This is a genomic window from Moritella sp. PE36 (assembly GCF_000170855.1).
Taxonomy (GTDB): Bacteria; Pseudomonadota; Gammaproteobacteria; order Enterobacterales; family Moritellaceae; genus Moritella.
Window position 1 is genome coordinate 1 of record NZ_ABCQ01000016.1, and the last position, 15,665, is coordinate 15,665.

At 42.8% G+C, this 15,665-nt stretch carries 21 protein-coding genes; 17 read left to right on the top strand and 4 right to left on the bottom strand.

Going from position 1 to position 15,665, the window contains the following annotated elements; genetic code table 11:
* The 14 genes from PE36_RS11025 to PE36_RS11090 form a co-directional block, all read left to right on the top strand.
* The coding region (locus PE36_RS11025) for a phage tail tape measure protein (RefSeq protein ID WP_006032106.1) at positions 1–1,886 on the top strand (1,886 nt) is incomplete at its 5' end.
* Entirely contained in the window at positions 1,886–2,209 is a 324-nt protein-coding gene (locus PE36_RS11030) for a DUF2590 family protein (RefSeq protein WP_006032107.1), read from the top strand. The genes PE36_RS11025 and PE36_RS11030, both read left to right, overlap by 1 nt.
* Position 2,210: 1 nt before the next feature.
* Positions 2,211–3,383 (top strand): baseplate J/gp47 family protein, encoded by a 1,173-nt coding sequence (locus PE36_RS11035; protein WP_006032108.1) that lies wholly within the window; start codon positions 2,211–2,213, stop codon positions 3,381–3,383.
* Positions 3,376–4,110: a hypothetical protein gene (locus tag PE36_RS11040; RefSeq protein WP_006032109.1), complete on the top strand. Its 735-nt coding sequence runs from the start codon at positions 3,376–3,378 to the stop codon at positions 4,108–4,110. Before PE36_RS11035 ends, PE36_RS11040 begins: the two co-directional genes overlap by 8 nt.
* A gap of 6 nt (positions 4,111–4,116) precedes the next feature.
* Positions 4,117–4,866: a phage tail protein gene (locus PE36_RS11045; protein ID WP_006032110.1), complete on the top strand. Its 750-nt coding sequence runs from the start codon at positions 4,117–4,119 to the stop codon at positions 4,864–4,866.
* Positions 4,867–4,888: 22 nt separating this feature from the next.
* Positions 4,889–5,644 (top strand): hypothetical protein, encoded by a 756-nt coding sequence (locus tag PE36_RS11050; protein ID WP_006032111.1) that lies wholly within the window; start codon positions 4,889–4,891, stop codon positions 5,642–5,644.
* A gap of 2 nt (positions 5,645–5,646) precedes the next feature.
* Complete coding sequence (locus PE36_RS11055) at positions 5,647–5,874, top strand: phage tail assembly chaperone (RefSeq protein WP_006031983.1); 228 nt, start codon at positions 5,647–5,649, stop codon at positions 5,872–5,874.
* Positions 5,874–6,515, top strand: a complete 642-nt coding sequence (locus tag PE36_RS11060; RefSeq protein ID WP_006032112.1) for a hypothetical protein — start codon at positions 5,874–5,876, stop codon at positions 6,513–6,515. Before PE36_RS11055 ends, PE36_RS11060 begins: the two co-directional genes overlap by 1 nt.
* Positions 6,512–6,994, top strand: coding sequence for a hypothetical protein (locus PE36_RS11065; RefSeq protein WP_006032113.1), 483 nt, complete (start codon positions 6,512–6,514; stop codon positions 6,992–6,994). The genes PE36_RS11060 and PE36_RS11065 overlap by 4 nt, the downstream gene beginning before the upstream one ends.
* 3 nt (positions 6,995–6,997) lie before the next feature.
* A complete protein-coding gene (locus PE36_RS11070; protein WP_006032114.1) occupies positions 6,998–7,735 on the top strand; it encodes a hypothetical protein in 738 nt (245 codons plus the stop codon).
* On the top strand, positions 7,708–8,562 hold the full coding sequence (locus tag PE36_RS11075; RefSeq protein WP_006032115.1) for a hypothetical protein: 855 nt from the start codon (positions 7,708–7,710) through the stop codon (positions 8,560–8,562). The genes PE36_RS11070 and PE36_RS11075 overlap by 28 nt, the downstream gene beginning before the upstream one ends.
* 1 nt (position 8,563) lies before the next feature.
* Positions 8,564–8,761, top strand: a complete 198-nt coding sequence (locus PE36_RS11080) for a hypothetical protein (RefSeq protein ID WP_006032116.1) — start codon at positions 8,564–8,566, stop codon at positions 8,759–8,761.
* 643 nt (positions 8,762–9,404) lie between these two features.
* The gene (locus PE36_RS11085; protein ID WP_006032118.1) at positions 9,405–9,644 is read left to right on the top strand and encodes a hypothetical protein; all 240 of its coding nucleotides are present in this window, start codon (positions 9,405–9,407) and stop codon (positions 9,642–9,644) included.
* Positions 9,645–9,728: 84 nt separating this feature from the next.
* A complete protein-coding gene (locus PE36_RS11090) occupies positions 9,729–10,424 on the top strand; it encodes an MOSC domain-containing protein (RefSeq protein WP_006032119.1) in 696 nt (231 codons plus the stop codon).
* A 12-nt stretch (positions 10,425–10,436) separates the two neighbouring features.
* Here PE36_RS11090 and PE36_RS11095 read toward each other — a convergent pair whose 3' ends face one another.
* The 3 genes from PE36_RS11095 to PE36_RS11105 all read right to left on the bottom strand — a co-directional run bounded on the left by PE36_RS11095 (position 10,437) and on the right by PE36_RS11105 (position 12,589).
* Entirely contained in the window at positions 10,437–11,204 is a 768-nt protein-coding gene (locus tag PE36_RS11095) for an IclR family transcriptional regulator (protein ID WP_006032120.1), read from the bottom strand.
* Between the two features lie 323 nt (positions 11,205–11,527).
* Positions 11,528–11,956 carry a MarR family winged helix-turn-helix transcriptional regulator gene (locus tag PE36_RS11100; protein WP_006032122.1) on the bottom strand — a complete coding sequence of 143 codons (429 nt, stop codon included), beginning with the start codon at positions 11,954–11,956 and terminating at the stop codon, positions 11,528–11,530.
* Positions 11,957–11,959: 3 nt separating this feature from the next.
* A complete protein-coding gene (locus tag PE36_RS11105; protein ID WP_043994437.1) occupies positions 11,960–12,589 on the bottom strand; it encodes a cytochrome b/b6 domain-containing protein in 630 nt (209 codons plus the stop codon).
* Between the two features lie 156 nt (positions 12,590–12,745).
* Between PE36_RS11105 and PE36_RS11110 the strand changes: the two genes are divergently transcribed.
* From PE36_RS11110 to torR, 3 genes are all read left to right on the top strand, one after another.
* Entirely contained in the window at positions 12,746–13,177 is a 432-nt protein-coding gene (locus PE36_RS11110; protein WP_006032124.1) for a cytochrome c, read from the top strand.
* An 8-nt stretch (positions 13,178–13,185) separates the two neighbouring features.
* Positions 13,186–13,617, top strand: a complete 432-nt coding sequence (locus tag PE36_RS11115; RefSeq protein ID WP_006032125.1) for a hypothetical protein — start codon at positions 13,186–13,188, stop codon at positions 13,615–13,617.
* 177 nt (positions 13,618–13,794) lie between these two features.
* A complete protein-coding gene (gene torR, locus PE36_RS11120) occupies positions 13,795–14,550 on the top strand; it encodes a two-component system response regulator TorR (protein WP_006032127.1) in 756 nt (251 codons plus the stop codon).
* A gap of 89 nt (positions 14,551–14,639) precedes the next feature.
* Here torR and torT read toward each other — a convergent pair whose 3' ends face one another.
* The gene (gene torT, locus PE36_RS11125; protein ID WP_232286571.1) at positions 14,640–15,653 is read right to left on the bottom strand and encodes a TMAO reductase system periplasmic protein TorT; all 1,014 of its coding nucleotides are present in this window, start codon (positions 15,651–15,653) and stop codon (positions 14,640–14,642) included.
* Positions 15,654–15,665: the final 12 nt, after the last annotated feature.

The window sequence follows — 15,665 nt, forward strand, 5'->3', positions numbered from 1 at the left end:
ATCGTGGCATTGACGCGGCAGAGCAATTCGCGGTGCTTGGCGAACTGCAGCTGGTCGTTAAGTCGGGTTCGGTCGCGGGTACCCAATACGCCGCCTTTATTGATGGCATTGGTAAAGCGCAAAAAGCATTAGGCATAGAACTCACTAACAGCCAGGGCGATATGCTCGGTATTGATGTGGTCATGTCGCGAATTAACCAAAAGCTGGCGGGTATTGGCAGTGTGGCCAGAGGCGATATTTTAAATAAAGCCTTTGGGTCTAAAAATGCCGCCTCGGTGGTTGATATTTTAAGTTCCAAAACCGCCAAGTTAAAACAGGGTATTAGCGAACTGACCAATATAACGGATGCATCCAAGGCCAGTGAAATGGCCAATATTATTGCCAGTCCTTGGGATCGATTTAGCGGTTCGTTAAATGGCGCAGCAACGGCGATGGGTCAAGCAGTGTTACCGATTATTGAACCGGTTGTCGATATGCTGGTTGCTATGTTAGGTGGCGTGATATGGCTAACCCAAGAATTCCCAACATTAACGGGTGTACTCGGCGCAGCTGCTGTTGGCGTCATTGCATTAATGATGGCATTCAGTGCGATGAACATGATTATCGGTATTTATCGTTTTGCATTGATTGGGCTGAGTGTTGTCAGCAATGCCGCCGCTGTCTCAACAAAACTATGGCAGGTTGGTTTGGTTGCACTGCGCGTGATGGGGTTCTTGGGCAATATTGCCGTGATGGGTACTTATCTTGCTGCTATCGGTCTCTATCGTGGTGCGATGTTAACGGCGCAGGGCGTAACCTGGTTATTCAATTCGGCTTTACTTGCCAATCCGATTGGGCTCGTTATCGCAGGGGTTGTTGCCTTAGTGGCTGCAGTTGCGGGACTTATCTTTTATTGGGATACCATTGTTGCCGCCTTTAAAGATTCATCTTGGGGCCAAGCGCTTATTGGCATATTTGACAGCGTCATGTCGGTCTTCAGTGGTTTTATTGATAATGTTAAATGGGTGCTTGAAGCACTGGGATTGATGGACGGTAAAGAAATGACCATTAACTCAAAAGTTGAAAAAGTGACCAAAACTGCGGCGCCAATATCAACTGAAAACACGTTATCAACAAAGCTCAATACCGCGGCATTAAACGGGCAGCAAGTATTGAACTCTGAAGTATTCGCAACAAACAATATAGCGAACATGAATACGCGAATTAGCCAGGCTAACGGTTTCGTGCCAGTGGCTGCAAACCAGGTATTAAATACCGAGGCATACGCAACCCACAATTTAGCGAACATGAATACACGAATTAGCCTGGTTAATGGTTTCGCGCCGGTTGCTGCAGACCAGGTGTTAAATACCGAGGCATACGCAACCAACAATCTAGCGAATACAAATACGCGTATTAATCAGGTGAGTAGTTTCGCGCCAGTTGCTGCAAACCAGGTATTAAATACTGAGGCATTCGCAGCAAACAATTTAGCGAATACAAATACGCGTATTAATCAGGTGAGTAGTTTCGCGCCGGTTGCTAGAAACCAAGCATTGAGCACTGAGGCTTATACAACGAACAACTTAGCCAATGCAAATACGCAGTTCAATCAGTTTGGTGGTTTATCGCCGGTTGCTGCTTCTCTTGTTGAAAGCCAAACGTTTAATGAAACAACAGCGCATAGCGAGCGTATTCAACAGTATCAAGAAAATAACCAGCAGCTAGCGACGGTAAGTCGCCCACGGATACAGCGAACGCAGTATTTTCAGCAAAGCAGACAAAGCACGAATAACAACAGTAATGCCAGTACCGATAACAGCAAGCGCGTGTACATCGATAACGTGGTGATGAAAAGTGACAACCTTGCTCATGATTTTGAACAGTTAATGGAGTTAGCCGGCTAATGATAAATATGCATGTTGATTTAAACATTGTCGATGGTGATTTTGTGTTTAACCCGTCTCTTAGTGTGGAAAAACTCTCTGCTGCGAAGGTGATTGGGCAAGACGTTAAACACCGCATTATTGAAAGTGGCTTACTGGTTAAGCTCGTTAAGCAGCGCAACATCAATGGTATTGCGCCAGTGATCACCGATTTAGAACTGGAAGTAGAGCAAGACGACCGACTTAAGCCAGGCTCGATTTTAATTACCTACAACAGTGATAACACCTTGTCGATTGAAGCTGAAACAAAGCAATACGGCTTAATGAAGTGGGCAGGGGCATAGCATGAGTAATGAAAATAGAACACCGGATATCGTGCCTGACTTTAAACAAATGATGGCGGATGCTGGGTTACCTGTGAATGACACCGTTGCAAAGCAGCAATGGGACCAGGTGCTTACTGATCAGCAAATTACTATTGAAAATGGCAGTCCGTTTAGCCCATTTTGGCGCACGGTTAAAGCACTCATCACGCAGCCAGTGGTGAGTTTACTCGATTGGATTGCTCGAGTGTTGATGCCTGATTTATTTATCATGACGGCAAGTCGCAGCGCCTTAATCGGGTTGCATGGTCCGAGTCGCAATGTCTTTGTTGTAGATGCTATCAACGCCAAAGGCATGTTGACCTTAACACGCGCCAGCAGTGATGGCGTATTGAGTATTGCCGCCGGTGCCTTGGTAGAAAGTGACAGTATTGGCGGCGTGGTATATCAATTACGCACGCTCAGCGCTGTGGTATTTCAAGACGGCGAATCGGTCATTGAAGTGTTGACGCAAGCGGTTACTGCAGGGCAAGCATATAACTTACCTGTGGGCAGTTATTACCGCCTGGTTAACTCAATCGAGGGCGTGACTGTTCGTAATGAAAAAGACTGGCTGCTTATCCCTGGTGCTAATAAAGAATGCACAGAAGCATACCGAAACAGGATAAGAAACGTATTCGGCACAGCCGCTAAATGGCACATCAATACCGTGTACAAATCGATAATCAGCGACTTTGCAATACCGGTCGAAAATATTGAAATTGTAAATCAGGCGCCGCGTGGACCAGGTACTGCCAATGCGTTTATTTACTTAAATGTTGGCCAAGTATCAACCGGATTATTAAAGGTCATTAACCAGCATATTCGTGATGACGGTCATCATGGCCACGGTGATGATTTTCAAGTGTATGCAATGCCAACACAAGACAAAATGATAACCGCCACGTATTCGTTACATGTAAATAGTGTCGATATTAGCGCAGAGATAAAGACCTTTATTCAGGCGGCATTTCGGTTAAACGATGCGTATCAACCGACGCGAACTCGACCGAACTCGTCATTTAGCATGAGCCTATTACAAGCGCAGTTACATAATAAATTCTCTGCATTACGCAGTATCGATTTTGATTGTGGTGATATTAAAACGGATTTGTGGTTGCCGAGACTCACGCAGTTGGTCGTGCAACATGGGTAGTTCTCAGCACAAACCGCAACCACCACAACCCGAAATTGCGACCTGGTTAAACAAAGGCCATGCCGAGCAATTAATGAAAGCCGCGCAGCAATACTGGAGTAATACCAAAGATTGGGTGATGTGGGCAGTTGCACAAAAAGATGAGCAACAAAGTGAAGAACCCTTTTTAGGTTTATTAGCCTGGGAACGTTTGACTGAAAGACTGCCTTTCGAACCGGCGGAGTTTTTTAGAAAAAGGGTCCAGCATGCACTTGTTAACAGCGTTGATGCGGGAGAAATAGCCACGATTGAAGCCATCTTTAATCGACTTGGTATCGATGTAATCAAAGTGAGCGAACGTATTGATAACCGAGATTGGGACATTATTGCTATCGATTTTAGCAGTCATACCGTATCGAAATACGGCGAACTGATGCCCGAGTTGATCCAGCTCTATGGACGCACCTGCAGACGTTATGAATTTACCGTGCACAGCGTGGTTGATGTTGGATTCGCACCAGGTTGGCTTGATGTGCAGTGGGACAGTGTTCATGTTGATTTGGGCTTAGCTCTGACGCAAGGCAGTGATATTGAATTTAACCCCATGAGTGGTTTTCTCGGTGGTCAATACAATGTGCAGAACGTGCCATTGTTGCCACTGAATATGTCAGTTGAACATCCACTGACACTGCAGCCACTTTATGGATTCTTGAGTAAAGAAAGCAGCATTAGTACTGCAACGGAGTAAGTTTCTATGTCAGAACAACAGGTAACCGGCATTCTTACTAATGCTGGCAAGCAGCACATTACCACCTGTGCACTTGAAAATACGGGGCTAAATGTCTCAACACTGGTGTTAGCGAATGTCCCTAATTTAAGTGATAACGTAGCGCGAGATCCTAATATGGCGATCCCTGCACAAGCTCAGATTGTCTATCAAACGGATGAGTTAATTACGGGTTTTATTGATGAACATACTGTTGCCTGGGCTACGGTGTTAGATCAAGACATCGGTGACTTTGATTACAACTGGATTGGGCTAGTCACCAGTACCGGCATTTTGTTAGCGCTGGATTATTTACCTCTGCAGCGTAAACGCCAGGGCGTGAATAACGTACACAACCGCAGTTTTGTATTGAAGTTCGCTGCAGCCAAAGCGCTTGCCCGTATCGAGATCAAAGCCAGCAGTTGGATGTTTGACTACAGCCCTCGCCTGGACAGTATGCAATTGGCTATTGTTGCTAATGCTACTGCGCAAATAGACAACATGACGCGCCACTTAGGCTTAAAAGACGTTATCAGCAGTTTACGAAATACTATCGAACTGCAGCAAGTTCACATTGGAACCCTAGAGCAAGAAGGGCAAACACTGCAACAAACACAATCAGCAATGATAAAACAGCGTCAGAAACAAGATAGTGAGGTACAAATCTCACTCGCCAAACTGGCAACCGCACAGGTCAGTACTATGTACCGACAGGTAAAGCACATTACATCGGCTTAATTATGGGTAAGAGGAACAGAACATGACAATAGAGCAGAACATTGCAGAATTGGTACAAGCCAGCAATAAACTCACCGGGGTTGTTGATGGAAAAATACAAGTAATTGACAGTAAAGTAGCGTCTGCAGAACAGAAGTTTAACGGGCTTAATGATGAGCTGATATCTAATTTGGGTTTTGTTGCACTTAATTATAACTCTGATTTTTTAGATGTTCACACCCTGGCTGAAAATGCGCTTGGTTCTGAGAATACTTATCCTATAGGCATGGGGGTTGGCGGTGGTCGTAATGATTGTTTTAAGTCTGAAATTATCTCAGTTGTCAGTGGTTCAGAACCAAACAGTAGAGATACAGAAGTAACTGAATTATTAAACTTTATGGGGATTGGTTCAGCACGCTATTTTTCTAATAACTTTAATATTTTAAAATTAACCGTGTTAGATAGTTTATTTATTGAATCGAGTGGTTATGACTTTTACATACCCCAGCAGCAGATAAAAAGAAGCCCTAGCGCATCATTCATGGCTTATATCAAATCGGTAGGTGATATCAAGTGGAGAGGGGCGAGTAATCATGAATGGCAGCAGATTGTAGACCACCATTCCTCAGCTAACCCCGGTTCTTATACGCATATCGATATTAATTTTCAGAATGCGAAGGTCGGCGATATCTTTTATTTAGCGCTTCCTACTATTACTGTCGGGCATTTTCCGAAATCAAAAAAACATGGGAATTTATATAACCCTAAAACAGAACTCATTAGAAAGTTTGAGGTATAGATATGATGCAAGTTATTACACGTCGTGGATTGGTTGATGAAAACTGGCTTGTCGCGATAGAAAAACGTGATCGTTTATTGTCTACAGCGGATAGATTAGTGAATCAGGCTCTAGACCTATCATTGGATGTAGCGCCATTTCGAGCATATCGCCAAGAGTTAAGAGATATTCCTCAAAACTTTCAAAATGTTGATGATATCGTTTGGCCACTGAAGCCCGCTATTAGCTAATGCAGAGTATTAGCCTTGCGTCCCATCAAACCGCGACCTTTTGCACTGCTGCTGAGGGCGCGGTCTTATTGGTAAACGCTATTAAGGATGAAAGCCGCCAGTTTAGACCTGCGGTTTTTAATGCCCTGGTCTTGTGGGTGAGCAGTGATAGCTCGAAGGATTTAGCCAAGCGTTTGGCGGCGATAAATGAATATTGCCCATTAACCGGCTTTGTTGAATGCGGGCGTTATGCAACGAGCCTAGCAACATTAGATTCAGACAAATTCATTCGTCCTAAAGGAAATGAGCAATCAATAGAGTGGACGGTATTTAGTGATAAGCGGTCGATACCAGCGCTTAAGCTGCAATATCAGGCTGATTCATTAGCTCAGGTTAATGACCAAGGGCAAGGTTTGATTGGTGATATTGATAGCGCACTGGCCGAATGTCAGCAGTTAAAGAGTGAACGTGATGCCCGCTTAGGGATGGCGGTATTTAATACCATTAATAGCGGTTTAAATTGCATAAACATCAGCGCCAATACAGCCAAAGGCTTAGCAGATAAACTGCAAGGTCTTGGTGATGATAAAGCGTATTGGGCTTTTTGCGCATTCGTGGGTAATAGCAGTGAACTTGAACCGATTAAGGAACTGTTTTTATGATAGCGCTCGATGGTTGGCAAGTACCAGGTTATGAAACCAAAATAAAATGCAGCTTCAAATTAGCAGGCGAAGACTTAAGTGGTTATGGTTCGTTGTCCTTATCATCTGATAACGGCGTTAAACCTGCCATATTATCTGTCACCACCAAGATCCCTTTTAACGAAAAATCCGCGTTAGCCAAGTTAATATCGAAAGCTAAAGAGCTCGACGAACACGGCGCCAGAATTATCCGCACGGTGAATTGTGATGTTGCAGAATCATTCAAGGTTCGTAAAGCCAAATTTGATGGTGAAATGAGTGCGACCGAGGATGACGAAGTGAAGTCTTGGGTTGTTAGTTTTAATTTACTCGAAGTCATGAGCAAGTCAGAACGCGAACAACTGCAGCTAGATGGCGAAGCCAATAACAATGCAATACCGCAAAGTACCGATGGCCATAATTCACTGCAACAGCAATTTGAAAATGTAGAGGGTCCTTAATTTATGGCTAAAGGTATGGATAAAGAGATGGGTAAACCCGATTCGGCACGACTAACCACCGTATTAACCATTGGTGGTAAACCCGTGGTTAATGTTATCAATAACAGTGTGCAGCTTGATCTGTTTAGTCCTGGTCGCGCCAGCTTTATTGTTACCTGTGAGCAAGAGCCTAAAGGCATCGTAGAATTACACCTCGGTTATCGGGTCGATAACCTGCAGCCTTATTTCATGGGGGTTATTGAATCTAAGTATCAATCATCCGGTCGTTGGTATCTGACTTGCCGTGAATTACTCGGCGCGTTATCACTGCCGGCTAATATGGCCATTCGTTTTGCCACGATGAAAGATGTATTGGATCAGCTCTCTGCCACCGGCCTTCATTTTATTTATCCCGATGCTGATTATATCAATCAGCCCGTTCCTTGTTTTTATCATCAAGGCGATGGCATATCGGTATTACGTCAGTTGGGAAAAATATACCAGGTACCGGATTATATTTTTCAGCAACGCCCCGATGGCAAGGTCTACGTGGGTAGCTGGCATGATTCAGGTTGGTCAAAATCGGTCATCACTGAATTTTCAGAACACCCAATCAAGCCGATTAGCTCGAGTAAAGGTGAATTAATTGCGATCCCTAAGTTACGTCCAGGACTAAAACTTAATGGTCGTTACCTTACCGAAGTGACATTAACAGGAAATAAGCAGGTTATCAGATGGTCAAAAACGCTATACGCCGCTTAGTATTACGTTACTTCCCCGAATTAGGACAGCGTAAACACTTACCGCAATTGGCTCGGATAGAGAAAATTTATGATATGCCGGTTAATGGTGCCAGTGTAAGCAGTGCATTTCGCGCCTATAAAGCGGCGGATATTCAATTATTAGATGCGGTTACAGGTAAGCCCTTAGCCGTTCCTGTCTTTGAGCAAGTCAGTATTGCGTCAGGGCAGGGACATGAGCATGGTTTGTTCGTTGAACCAACACCTGGCATGCAGTGCTTAATTCAATATATTGATGGTCTTGATTCATTGCCGGTGATCACGTCGCTTTTACCCTGGCATACGTTGGTACCGGATAACCGCGCAACCGATGTGAGTCTGCAGCAATCGCATCGCAGTAAGTTAGCCGGTAGTAATGGCGATTGGCACTTGCAGACAGATGGTGAAATAAAACAGTCCAGTCAGAAATCAATTGTTGAAGCCCAAACCAGCGAACAGACTTACCACGAACGCAGCACGAAGGTTGCTACGCACGACATTAATAAAATAGACGGTAACCAGGTCAATGAAATCATGGGGGCGTTGAAAATACTCGTCGGTGAAAAGGCGATTATTACCTCGCTGGATAACCTGCTTTTAGGCAGTAACAAAGAAGTTAAAATACAAAGCACAGAAGACATGCATCTCGACAGTGCAAAATCACTGATCATTAAAGCCAAGGATATAACCGAAGATGCAGACACGATTAAACTTAACGGCGGAAAAGGGGTGATCACCTGTGCGAGTATTTGCCCATTCACTGGTAAGCCACATGTCGATGGCTCCACTACCGTTTTTGCAGGGAAATAATATGGCATTAAGTAAATCAGGGTTAAAAAGCAAGATTGAAGCAGAAATGGTCAAGGGCGGAATTGTGATCGCTGGTGAGCATGCGCAAGCATCAGTATTGGCGGAAGCGATTGCTAATGCGGTTGTTGATGAGATCACTGCTAATGCAGAGGCAAATGTAGTGGGTGGTAGCTCGGCTGGAAAGCATAAGATAGCGTAATGAAATGGCTAAGCAGCAATACTTTTAGAATCACATCGCCACTTAATCGCCAATATCGTCACAACTTGATTTTAAGTAATTGATTATTAGTACTTATATTTAAAGTGGAGGTTAAGCAGCTTTACATCAATAACACAGTAGTCAGTCAAGATGCTAAAGAGCGATTGAATATTGCCGCAGACAAAGTCAAACCCCTCGCACGGTTAGGAGGCGGGGAGTACGCATCAATTACTGCCCCGTTTAGTATTCAACGTCCGGAGTAATTCACTTTATCGGTGGGGTATTAATGCATTTTTACGTTGAACGCGATAAGCGAACCGGTTAAATTTGCATTTCTCTGTCGTTATTGTACCGCGCGATCAATTTCAGCTTAAGTGATATTTATGTCTATATCCACTTACAACCTTCAGTTACGTCAAGACCATTATTTAGACTCCGGTTGTCTTATCCCACTACTACTTCCTGTAGATCTATCTATTTCACCACTGCGTTTCTTTATATTAAATCAGGTACACTATAGATAAATCTTAGTAGGGTTGGTATAGTCCTCATTTAACATTGTTAAATAGAATTTCCTGTTTGGTGAGCCGAGTTGTCAGAAGCCACCTAGACAGGGTTGAAGCAACAAGAGTGAGGAATAATCATGAGATATAAGATAAAAATAACGAAGGAAGCAAAGCCACTTTTCGAAGTCGTGATCGAAAATAACGATCACAGCACAAGAGAGGACATCTTGGCCTTAGTGTTGGATCGATTCCCAACCGCTGAAGGGTTTGAGAGAGAGGTGTTATTTTCAGATGATGAAGTACGTTATCTAAAAAGTACGCCGACAGGTATCGAAGTACTCGCTTCACAACCCATTTATCGACCGACGAATAACTAGTACCTGCTTGGGATGCATCACATGGTGAAGTAATACAGGGTAGGGCGAAGTAACATAACAGCAGAACAAAGAGGTGGCTTTAATATGAAAAAGATAGGGTCGGTTGGTGCAGTGCTTGTAGGTAAAGCGCTCCCTTATGCCAGAGGATCAACAAGTGCGATAGATAAAAAAGTAACAAATGAACGTCTGGTTGTTGAAAAACTAGGATTTGTTAACGACGAGCAAGGTGACTTGACTGTACATGGAGGCATTGAAAAAGCGCTACATATCTATCCGAGTGAACACTATGCCGAGTGGCAAAAAGATCTCGGTGGCAAAGTCATATTTAAAGAAGTCGGGGCTTTTGGAGAAAATATCAGTTCCTTGGGGCTGAATGAACATACCATTTGTATTGAAGATAAGATCCGCATCGGAACGACATTATTGGAAGTGTCACAAGGACGTATGCCTTGTTGGAAATTAAACGAAAGATTTGATCAAAACGAAATGTCGCTAAAACTACAAGATACCCTACGGACAGGCTGGTATTTTAGGGTGTTGGAAGAAGGAGAAATCGGCGTCGGTGATGAGATTTTACTTTGTGAACGACCTTACCCGGACTGGTCTGTCGCAAGAATAATGAGCTTAATTTTCACTGGATGTTTAGACAAAAAAACGCTCATACAAGTTCTAGAGTTACCATTGGTCGATTCATGGAAAAGGCTTGTCGAACGTCGCCTCGCAAACGACGTTGTAGAAGACTGGAGCTTCCGGCTATTCGGACCAATGGTTCAAAATTAACTGCCTATGGTCTTATCTAATAGCTTTCGTCATCGTGTAACCTAAGTGTCGAGATAGTCGTTTGCTCGTATCACGTATGGCTTTTATATCTTTTTCTTGAATGGCGTCTTGTTGTTTGAAACCAATAATGAGAATACACGCAACTATATTGCCTGTCGCGTCAAAAACAGGTGCTGATATCGCTTTGGCACCCGGTATGCTTGGGTTTACTTTATTTCGGATCGCATAACCTTCATCTTTTATCGATATTAGGTCTTGTTTAAATTCTTCGCTCAGCTGTGCTTGACCTTTCATTTCTGCTTTTAAAAGGTGTTGGTAAGCTTCTTCCGGTGAAAATGCCGCAAAACACATCCCGACAGAGCTGCCTGTTAGTGGTGCGTGAAAACCAACTCTAAAGCTTATCGCGACAGGATATGGGCTTTCGAGGAAGCGAACAATCATCGGCCCTTGTGTTGTCCATACTGCGAGTGCTGTGGCTTCTTGCGTTTCTAGTCTTAATCGTTGTAACTCAGGTTCACAGAAATGGAGTATATCAGTATGACCAAGGATTTTAGCACCAAGCTCGATTAGTTTTGACCCGTGGCAGTAGTTACCATTCGCATCTTGAATGATGACCCCAATACGCAGAAAACTAGCAAGATATTTATGGAGTTTACTTTTAGATATATCCATTTCTACAGCGGCATCACCTAACGAGATTGGGTGATTTTTGTTAGAGAAAAAATCGATGATCTCAAAAGCTTGCTCTACAGATTGTATGCCTTGGTTTTTCTTTTCCATAGTGTCCTATTACTGGTTTAGTATGGTCTTGCTAACGTAGCTTTATAGCTAGAATTTCAGTCGCTTGGTTATAATACAGGCGTGAGTGATAAATTCATAGTCAGAACGTTTTATCCCGCCATCTATGCTAAATAGATATTGATGTTCTGGTCATCCACACTGCAGCGACTAATACAATGCGACATAGCCTATGGTTGCGAGCTTTATGAGATTAATAAGCTTTACATCAATGACACGGTAGTCAGTCAAGATGCTAAAGAGCGATTGAGTATTACCGCAGATAAAGTCAAACCCCTCGCGCAAGAATGAATGTGATGCGCTATTTAAACAGTCGCTACCATTTTTTGTAACAGACGGAGCATCTCTTTTTGTTCAGTTTCTTCTAGCGAACTAAGCAGCTCTTTATTTATTGCCATAGGGATAGGCAATAACGTTTCTTTTAGCGCTAATCCTTGCTCTGTTAGATAAATTCGGAATGAACGGCGACTGTTTGGATCTGTGCGTCTTTCAACTAATCCAAGTTTTTCTAGCTTGTCGATAGTACGTGTCGTGGTTGAGTTTTCTACTTTGGATTTAGCTGAAATCTCACTTTGGGTTACCCCTTCTTCTTCCCATAAACACATCATGGTCGGCCAAAGCGCTATCGTTAAACCGTATTTCTTCAATTCAGTGTCAAATACCTTTGCCGCTTGATTGGCGACGACGTTTATCATCCAGCCAAAGCTAGTTTGGCGATCAAAATTTTCACTCATGTTTTATACCATTGATAATGCAACTATTGCTATGGTAACTAATCCTGCTGCAACTAGCACCAAAAATGCACGACTACTTGAGACAAAATAGGCTGGTTTAAATCCGCTATCGTGTGATTGGCAGCCTGTTATCATCGCCAATACTAGCGGTTTTTGTTTTAATTTGTAGCAGATAACTGCCATCACATGCATAAACACCAACATCGGCAATACATCAGCCAAGAAAAAATGCGTAGACTCTAGCAGCGAAAAAATATTATCTGTCAGCCACCATTCAGCCAAAGGCAATTGATCTAATAATCCTGCGAGCGCCAGTCCTGAGATACATTGTAACAAGAGTGAAAATAGTAATGCGCATACCATCCAACCACCTGCTGGATTATGACCTGGTTTTTGGCTGGAACGACCATGCAGATAAGTGAGTATAACCCGAGGAGAACACAGGAATTGCTTGAATCTATTTGTTTCACTTCCGCAAAATCCCCACAGTATTCGCCACGTCACTAACGTAAACAATATTAGTCCCAACTGCATGTGTGGTCCGCTTTCTGTGGTTCCCGTTATTATAAGCCCAATAAAAACAGCGGCTTGAAGCCAGTGGTATAAACGTGTAGCAAGATCCCAGATCTTCATAATAGTTACTCCAATGAAAGGTGATTTAAGTTTTTCAGTTAACTTACATGACAAGTATTACACGACAACTGTTGCGCGTGCAACAGTTGTTGTGTAAATTAAAGCCAAGTCGCAAGATATGAACTTACTAACACCAACAACAAGAGAGGCATCAAGATGAAAAAAACAGCAATAGTTATCGTATTTGCATTACCCGTTATGGTGATGGCTAATACCTTTGAAACTAAAATAGAAGCGAGGAAAACGGCATTTTCGGGCATAGAAACCGGACTTGAAAGCGTCGATGATCTTATCGATGGGCGTAATACGGATTGGCAGGAAATGATAAATGTCAGCCAAACATTGGTGACTCATGGCAACACCCTCGAGACTGCTTTCCCTAGTGGTAGTAAAGAGGGAAGTAAAGCAAAATCAGATATTTGGGATAAACCTGAAAAATTCAATTCGTTACTCAATAAGATGGTTGTTAGCTTTGACCAATTAAGCTTAGCGAGTCAGAACGAAGATTCTAAAATGGCCAAAAACGCGTTAAAACAAGCGGAAAGCACCTGCAGAAGTTGTCACCGTTCTTATCGTTCACGTTGGTAATATACATTATGAAAAAAGCAATATTACATATACACCGTATCGCTGCAATCTGTGCATTTATAATGATCTTCACATTTTTCAGCAGTACTTTATTGGTTGAATTGTTTGGCGATCATCAAGCTGTACTGACGGTTAAAACAGCGATATTATATGCCATTTGGATACTAATGCCGACGATGGCTATCACTGGCATTACAGGCGAAAAATTGGCACCCAATGCGAATTCAGGCCCGGTTGCGAAGAAGAAGAAACGTATGCCCGTTATTGCCATGAATGGATTATTGATCTTATTTCCGGCGGCCATTTATTTACAACATCTGGCCAGCATAGGCCAATTTGATGTTATTTTTTATTCAGTGCAAGCCATTGAGTTGTTAGCGGGTTTGGCTAATGTGACACTGATGGCGCTTAATATCCGTGATGGGTTAAACATGAAATGAGCGAAGCTGGCGTTTATGGCGACAAAGATAAACAACTAAAGCTTGCCGGGGTTGAAAAAAGATGTTTTATGTAACATAAATAATAAAAGCAGGCTTTTTACTCATGATTTAGCACTTATATGTTGATATACATCAGGGTAAAAAGTGCCTAGTGAGTTATTGTTATTTCGCTAGTTAATGCAGAATGTTAAGGAATTGAATTTGAAAAATAAGCATATTTTGGTTGTTGAAGATGAAATTATAACCCGTGCGAAACTGGTTGGTTATTTTCAACATGAGGGTTACCAAGTTAGTGAAGCTGCGAGCAAAGCAGAAATGAATATCGTGTTGGCTAATCATCACATCGACCTTGTTATGCTCGATATCAACTTGCCAGATGAAGACGGCTTGATGATCACCCGAACCTTACGTAGTCAGTCAAATATCGGTATTATTCTGGTGACTGGCCGTACTGATGCTATTGATAAAATTGTTGGTCTAGAAATGGGTGCGGATGACTATGTTACCAAGCCTTTTGAATTACGCGAGTTACTCGTACGGGTAAAAAACCTGTTGTGGCGTATTGCGCTGACCACGCAGGCCAATAATGCATTAGAAAATGCGATTAAAGATGAAAAAAACGATGAGCTATTTCATTTTGGCTGTTGGAGTTTTGATAAAGCTAAGCGAAAACTGTGTCAAAACGGCGAGCAAATAAAACTGACTAAAGCGGAATACGAAATGTTAGTTGCCTTCACCGCCCATCCTGAGCTGGTTTTATCTCGAGACCGATTACTGAGCTTGATCGACCATCGAGTAGAGGCGCCCAATGATCGTACAATAGATGTATTAGTACGTCGGCTGCGTAACAAAATAGAGTTAGATCCTAAGAACCCTGAATATTTAGTGACGGTTCATGGCGAAGGCTATTTGTTTGCAGGAGAGCTGCGTTAACAGCTGTCTTAACTGTTCTCAACGACATTCAAAGCACTGCTCTAAGCATTGTTTTAAGGACAGTTCTAACTACAATGCTAAGAACAATGTTAAGGATTAACCGAATAAACTGGCTTGAAATAACTGGGTGACAACGATTGGTCAGTCGGGAATTGGGCTAACCGTTCTTTGGTTAGCGTTAATATTTCAGGCCCCTGATCTTTGATAATTGCTTGCTTTAATAAATAATCAGTAGCCTGATCGATTGCCATTGCCCCCTGTAATACCATCTGGTCAGTATTGGCCATCAGAATTTTTCCACGCTTGATACCACGATAAACACCATGGCTGAGGTAATGACTTAAAATCTGCGGACGTTGATTTTTCTCTAATTTGACTAATTCGCCAATAGCCATCTCTGCCATCACTGCATTACCAGCAAGATAGTCCAGATCAGTAAATTCAGCGAGTGTTTCACTTAACAATGAAAACTGACGCATTTTATTATTAAAGCCATATTTGATTGAAACGATTTCAACATCACTGTTTTTCAATGCATCTTTCAGGCCCAAGGTCGCTTGTTTACTGCCTCCACCGGCTTGAGGACCGGGAAACCAAGCCAGCTTTAACTTAGTTTCATTGCTTGTTTTTGGATGTTTGTTACTCAGGAACTGACCTAGTTTGGCGCCCATTTGATACCAAGAAACACCTGTGCGACCAGTCAGGTTCGTGGTGGAAACTTCATTAACCAAACCAAATAACGGCACGGTTTTATTCAGTTCCGCGAGTTTGGCACTCAGTTGCTTATAATATACTGAACCAACTAATATCGCATCTGCTTGCCATTGCAGGCATTGTTCAATTTGTGTCCATTGCTCCTGACTATTTTGATAACCGCCAGCTTCCAGCACTTTTAATGAAATACCTCTTTGTTTTGCACGTTCACTCATGCCAAAATTGATGCTCAGCCAGTATGAATCTTTCAGATGTGGGTAAACCGCACAAAGTCGTAGCCTGTCTTGTGATTGAACGGTTTGTGATGGAATAGTTTCTTGTGACTCGTTAGCTGCCGCCCAAGCGGGCAAGTTAAACTGCAAGGTGATGAGTAAAAACAAATATTTCACAATAATTCTCTC

What these genes read in the sequence shown, in the direction of transcription:
- PE36_RS11095 (WP_006032120.1), bottom strand. Translation starts at nt 11,204, where the DNA reads ATGGAAAAGAAAAACCAAGGCATACAATCTGTAGAGCAAGCTTTTGAG.
- PE36_RS11035 (WP_006032108.1), top strand. Translation starts at nt 2,211, where the DNA reads ATGAGTAATGAAAATAGAACACCGGATATCGTGCCTGACTTTAAACAA.
- PE36_RS11060 (WP_006032112.1), top strand. Translation starts at nt 5,874, where the DNA reads ATGCAGAGTATTAGCCTTGCGTCCCATCAAACCGCGACCTTTTGCACT.
- PE36_RS11080 (WP_006032116.1), top strand. Translation starts at nt 8,564, where the DNA reads ATGGCATTAAGTAAATCAGGGTTAAAAAGCAAGATTGAAGCAGAAATG.
- PE36_RS11115 (WP_006032125.1), top strand. Translation starts at nt 13,186, where the DNA reads ATGAAAAAAGCAATATTACATATACACCGTATCGCTGCAATCTGTGCA.
- PE36_RS11105 (WP_043994437.1), bottom strand. Translation starts at nt 12,589, where the DNA reads ATGAAGATCTGGGATCTTGCTACACGTTTATACCACTGGCTTCAAGCC.
- PE36_RS11070 (WP_006032114.1), top strand. Translation starts at nt 6,998, where the DNA reads ATGGCTAAAGGTATGGATAAAGAGATGGGTAAACCCGATTCGGCACGA.
- PE36_RS11030 (WP_006032107.1), top strand. Translation starts at nt 1,886, where the DNA reads ATGATAAATATGCATGTTGATTTAAACATTGTCGATGGTGATTTTGTG.
- PE36_RS11050 (WP_006032111.1), top strand. Translation starts at nt 4,889, where the DNA reads ATGACAATAGAGCAGAACATTGCAGAATTGGTACAAGCCAGCAATAAA.
- PE36_RS11090 (WP_006032119.1), top strand. Translation starts at nt 9,729, where the DNA reads ATGAAAAAGATAGGGTCGGTTGGTGCAGTGCTTGTAGGTAAAGCGCTC.
- PE36_RS11110 (WP_006032124.1), top strand. Translation starts at nt 12,746, where the DNA reads ATGAAAAAAACAGCAATAGTTATCGTATTTGCATTACCCGTTATGGTG.
- PE36_RS11075 (WP_006032115.1), top strand. Translation starts at nt 7,708, where the DNA reads ATGGTCAAAAACGCTATACGCCGCTTAGTATTACGTTACTTCCCCGAA.
- PE36_RS11040 (WP_006032109.1), top strand. Translation starts at nt 3,376, where the DNA reads ATGGGTAGTTCTCAGCACAAACCGCAACCACCACAACCCGAAATTGCG.
- PE36_RS11100 (WP_006032122.1), bottom strand. Translation starts at nt 11,956, where the DNA reads ATGAGTGAAAATTTTGATCGCCAAACTAGCTTTGGCTGGATGATAAAC.
- PE36_RS11045 (WP_006032110.1), top strand. Translation starts at nt 4,117, where the DNA reads ATGTCAGAACAACAGGTAACCGGCATTCTTACTAATGCTGGCAAGCAG.
- PE36_RS11065 (WP_006032113.1), top strand. Translation starts at nt 6,512, where the DNA reads ATGATAGCGCTCGATGGTTGGCAAGTACCAGGTTATGAAACCAAAATA.
- PE36_RS11085 (WP_006032118.1), top strand. Translation starts at nt 9,405, where the DNA reads ATGAGATATAAGATAAAAATAACGAAGGAAGCAAAGCCACTTTTCGAA.
- torR (WP_006032127.1), top strand. Translation starts at nt 13,795, where the DNA reads ATGCAGAATGTTAAGGAATTGAATTTGAAAAATAAGCATATTTTGGTT.
- PE36_RS11055 (WP_006031983.1), top strand. Translation starts at nt 5,647, where the DNA reads ATGATGCAAGTTATTACACGTCGTGGATTGGTTGATGAAAACTGGCTT.